This is a genomic window from Sulfuricurvum sp. (assembly GCF_028688295.1).
Lineage (GTDB): Bacteria > Campylobacterota > Campylobacteria > Campylobacterales > Sulfurimonadaceae > Sulfuricurvum.
In genome coordinates this window covers 1-4671 of sequence record NZ_JAQTYM010000021.1, presented here as the reverse complement: position 1 = coordinate 4671, position 4671 = coordinate 1, and the positions used below count along the sequence as shown (strand labels likewise).

Below are 4671 nucleotides of genomic sequence, written 5' to 3'. Positions count from 1 at the left end.
ACGGGGATAAAAAAGCGTTTGGGGACAAGAAACCTTATGGAGACAAACCCGCTTTCGGAGAGAAAAAACCATACGGTGATAAGAAACCGTTTGGGGACAAGAAACCTTATGGAGACAAACCCGCTTTCGGAGAGAAAAAACCATACGGTGATAAGAAACCGTTTGGGGACAAGAAACCTTATGGAGACAAACCCGCTTTTGGGGAGAAAAAATCATACGGTGATAAGAAACCGTTTGGAGATAAGAAACCATACGGAGATAAAAAGCCTTATCAGGATCGTAAACCCTCAGAAGCTCCAACGGCACCGAAGCGTGCACCTCGTCGAATTGATGTTAAATCGTTCAAATCGCCAAAAGATAGCGAATAAAGTCTGATAAATCGATCTACTTAATGGTGTATTAACGCTAGCTAAAATACAATACCGGCATAACAATCCGATGAAGGAGAAAACATTGGCAGGTATTTCGACAAAAGGGAGATATGGCCTAGCAGCCATGTATGAATTAGCACTTCATTACGGGCAAGGGCATCTTCATATTCGTGATATTGCTGAAAAAGCCAATATCCCCCAAAATTATCTGGAACAAATTCTCGTAACCTTGCGCAAAGAGGGGATGATTCAGAGTATACGAGGAGCTGGTGGAGGTTATTTACTGACAAAATCTCCAAATACCATAGCAGTTTTTGATATATTAGTCGCATTAGAGGGAGAGCTTTGCAATCCTTCAGATGAACGACTGCAACCAATTTTACATCTTTACTGGGATCGGATTCGAAAAGAGATGAAAGGTGTTTTTAGTGAAACACTCCAAGATCTCGTCGATCAAGGCAATGAATTCGATCAGCAATCAATGTATTTTATTTAACTTCTAGTACTTGTGGTTGATACTGCGGCAGTTTTCCGTAGAGTTTAACCACATCTCCAAACACTATAACAGCTGGCCCATCAACATTTTTAGCTGCTTTTACTAATCCTGCCAACGTGGTAATAACACTCTTCTGTTCAGGACGTGACGCGTTCGATACGATTGCTACGGGAAGATTATGAGGAACTCCAATAGTATATGCTGACCTTTTAATCTTTCGTGCAATACTCAGCCCCATCAACACAACTGTAGTATGGTTAGAGAGTTTTAACAACGGTAGCCAATCAGTATTGAACTTTCCCTCTTGTAAGTGCGCCGATACAACTGAAAAACTTGTGGCATATCCTCTCGCGGTTGGAGGAATACCGGCACAGGCTGATCCACTGACAGAGGATGAGATCCCTGCAATTACCTCAACGTTATAACCTCTCTCCAACAAATAAAGTGCTTCTTCCGTTCCACGTCCGAAGATATACGGATCACCGCTTTTTAAGCGTGCTACGCTAAATCCTTGATCAGCATAATCAGCTATTAAGTGATTAATCCTCTCTTGGGTGATACTATGATTATTATTAGGTTTACCCACATAAATTTTACGTGTTTCTAAGGGAAGTAAATCCAGAATCTCTTTAGCTATGAGATTATCATATAAAACGATCTGGGCTTCTCGGATAATCCGATAGGCTTTGAGTGTCAACTGTTCTACGTCCCCTAGACCACAGCCTACGAGATATATTTTACCTTTTCTCGCCGAAAATATCTCATTAGATTCGGCTGAAATCGGTTGTAATATTTTTGTCATCCGATCCTCTTTATCAATTTTTTAATAGCATCCAATAATGCGTTGATATCCTCTATTGCTTGCGAATAATGGATACTGATTCTCAGCCAACCAGGCTTTTCTTCGAAGGGTGTATCATCCTCCAATCCTAATAAATCATGTCCGTAAGGTCCGGCACATGAACATCCCGCCCGTGTTTGAAACCCTTTTGATTCTGACAGCAGTGCACATAACACATACGGATCAATCCCCTTTACATTGAATGATACGATCCCTATATTTTCAGCCTTTCTACAGCCGTAACAGGTTGTTCTGTCAATCTCTTTTAATCCTTCTATGAAATGTCCGTATAAACTTTTTTTACGTTCTGCTATCCACTCAAATCCGAGCTCATTACGAAGTTGATACGCGAGTGCAGCGCGTATCAGTTGCAATATCCCCGGTGTTCCTGCATCTTCACGATCTTCAACACCATCAATAAAGTAATGACTTGTTCTGCTAACATAACGTACCGTTCCACCTCCGGCAAAAGTAGGTTTAGCCTCCATATCAAAAAGATTTTTTCGGATTGCCAATAAGCCACATGAACCAGGACCTCCCAAAAGTTTATGTGGGGAATAAAACATGGCGTCGTAGAGTTCGCACGGGATATTGATATACGGAGAGGAAGCGGCCGCGTCGAAACAAACAACCGCTCCGTAACGACGTAACAAGGCCGATATCTCTTTGTACGGTGTGATCGTACCGGTCACATTCGACGCGATGCAAAATGTGCCGATGATCTCCCGACCCGCATTGAGGCGCAGAAGCGTCTCCAGCTGTTCAAGATCGATCAGCCCTTTAGCATTAAGCCCGACTCGAACCGTTTCACACAGCGCCTCGCGGTAGCTGATCTCGTTGGAATGGTGTTCATAGGGTCCCACAATCACCAGCGGCATATCACCCGCAAGCGGCAAGCTGATATAACGGCTTCGCGTCGCGGGGGGGATATAGAGTCCCAAAATTTCCTGCAAACGTTTGATCGCTCCCGTCGCCCCGCATCCGCAGGAGATCAATGCAAACTGCTCATCCAGCCCCAAAAGATTTTTAAGATGTTCACGCGCGCCCTGATAATAATGATCGGTTTTTTCGGCCATGGAGGCCTCTTTGGAGTGGGTATTGGCGTACGTTTCCAATACCTCCCGTATCCGCTGCTCTATTGGCTCATACGCAAGTCCGGACGCGGTATAGTCAAAATAGTATTTTTTATGAATTCCGATAGTGTGTTCAATAATCTGAGTAAATTTGTCCCCCTCCTCAAGAAGAGGTCGAAAAAGTTGATTCATTATGGTATTTCTCCAGTAAATAATTTCCAAAATCAGCGCTGAGGCTTTTTTCATAATCAAAAATAAGGGATTCGATCAACGGTGCCACCTCCTCCGGAGCCACTTTGACTCCGGTTTTGATCGCAAAACGGCTCTTTTCACCCTCAAGATACCCTCCGACGATCAGATCAAACCCTTTGAGCCGATCATCCCCTTGTTTGATAATCGTCCCGACAAATCCCATATCAACAATGTGCGGATGGGCACAGGAGTTGGGACATCCGTTGATACTGATGCTCACAGGCTCCGTAAAATCGGGAAAACGGGTTTTCAAATACTCCACTGTTTCGATGGCCAGTGCTTTGGTTTCGCTCACCGCGAACTTGCAAAAATCAAGTCCGGTACACGCCAACGTCCGCGCTTCAAAAACCGACGGCCGAGGATGAAATCCGACCCCTTCGAGGCTCTGAACCATCGCTTCGGTAAGATCGGTTGGGGCATTCAAAATCACAAAATTTTGCGCTGCGGTAAGGGTAAGCCCCTCGGCTTTGTAAAACTCCAAAATACCGCCCAGTTTTACCAGCATCTCTCCGCTGATCCGTCCGCCGGTGAGGGCGCATCCGATGAGGGAATACCCCTCTTTTTTTGCGGCACTAACTCCGAAATGGCCTCGGCGCGGATAGGGGGTAAACGTCTGTGCGTTAAAACGCTCCAATTTTACCCCGGCTCTCTCCTCCACTTCACTGATAAAATGCTTGACCCCCCAGGTTTCAACCAAATGGCCCAAGCGGGCTTTGGATCGGTTGCTTCGACACCCGAAATCACGGTAAAGAAGGGTGATCACCTCTGCGATTTTGACAATATTGCTCCGGTTGATGTATCCGATAGGGGTGGCAATACGGCGATTGCTTGCCTGCCCTCCTCCAACACTGACGCAAAAGTGGATCTGTCCGATGCTGTTTTTTACGGCGCTAAAACCCAAATCCTGTACTTCGTGATGGGTACAGTGTTTGGCACAGCCGCTCACCCCGATCTTAAACTTACGGGGGAGATTTGAAAAGGTCCGATTTCCCCGATAAAGCTCATTGAGCGCACTCACAATATCACGCACGTCATCGATCTGATCGTGATCCATCCCGTTTATCGGGCAGCAAATAATATTGCGCGGGCAATCTCCGGCCGCTTCAAGTGTACTGAGTCCGACATCGGCCAAAGCGTCAAAAATTGCAGGGAGATCCGCAACCCTGATCCAGTGAAATTGGATATCCTGACGGGTCGTCACATCACCCGTATTGCGACCGTACTTGATCGACAATTCTCCCAATACTTTTGCCTGTTTGGGAGTGATGTATCCCCCCTCAAGTTTGACGCGCAACATAAAATAGAGGCTCTCATCGTCAGAGCCTTGCAGGTTTTTGTTTTGCGTATAGAGGCCGTACCATTTAAAACGGTCGATGTCGTCGGGGTGAATCTCACCCCCGTTTAGGGCATACTCCCGGATCGACTCTAAAACATCCAATCCGTCTTTTTCATTTTTAATCCGTTCGACGCGTTCCGCCTTTGATTCGGTCGCCATGTGTTTACTCCTTAAATAACGATTCCGACATCCCAGTGCGGGAAATGGCGGCGGATGAGGGCATTGAGTTCTACTTCGAACGCCGACGTCCCTTTTTGCTCTCTCTTTGTTTCGGCACTGCCGGTGATCATCCCCGCAGCTAC

General features: G+C 45.9%; 4 protein-coding genes and 1 pseudogene. 2 read left to right on the top strand and 3 right to left on the bottom strand.

Going from position 1 to position 4671, the window contains the following annotated elements; all coding sequences use genetic code 11:
* Together PHR02_RS06260 and PHR02_RS06255 are read left to right on the top strand one after the other, a co-directional pair.
* Positions 1-368: pseudogene (locus PHR02_RS06260) on the top strand (hypothetical protein); the annotation flags it as partial.
* A 70-nt stretch (positions 369-438) separates the two neighbouring features.
* Positions 439-867, top strand: coding sequence for an Rrf2 family transcriptional regulator (locus PHR02_RS06255; RefSeq protein ID WP_299990297.1), 429 nt, complete (start codon positions 439-441; stop codon positions 865-867).
* Here PHR02_RS06255 and cobA read toward each other — a convergent pair.
* From cobA to PHR02_RS06240, 3 genes are read right to left on the bottom strand one after another with little or no spacing between them, the layout of a single operon-like run.
* The gene (gene cobA / locus PHR02_RS06250; RefSeq protein WP_299990295.1) at positions 860-1669 is read right to left on the bottom strand and encodes a uroporphyrinogen-III C-methyltransferase; all 810 of its coding nucleotides are present in this window, start codon (positions 1667-1669) and stop codon (positions 860-862) included. The genes PHR02_RS06255 and cobA overlap by 8 nt on opposite strands.
* On the bottom strand, positions 1666-2973 hold the full coding sequence (locus PHR02_RS06245) for an aminotransferase class V-fold PLP-dependent enzyme (protein WP_299990293.1): 1308 nt from the start codon (positions 2971-2973) through the stop codon (positions 1666-1668). Before PHR02_RS06245 ends, cobA begins: the two co-directional genes overlap by 4 nt.
* Positions 2945-4528 (bottom strand): nitrite/sulfite reductase, encoded by a 1584-nt coding sequence (locus tag PHR02_RS06240; RefSeq protein ID WP_299990291.1) that lies wholly within the window; start codon positions 4526-4528, stop codon positions 2945-2947. The genes PHR02_RS06245 and PHR02_RS06240 overlap by 29 nt, the downstream gene beginning before the upstream one ends.
* Between the last annotated feature and the right edge of the window lie 143 nt (positions 4529-4671).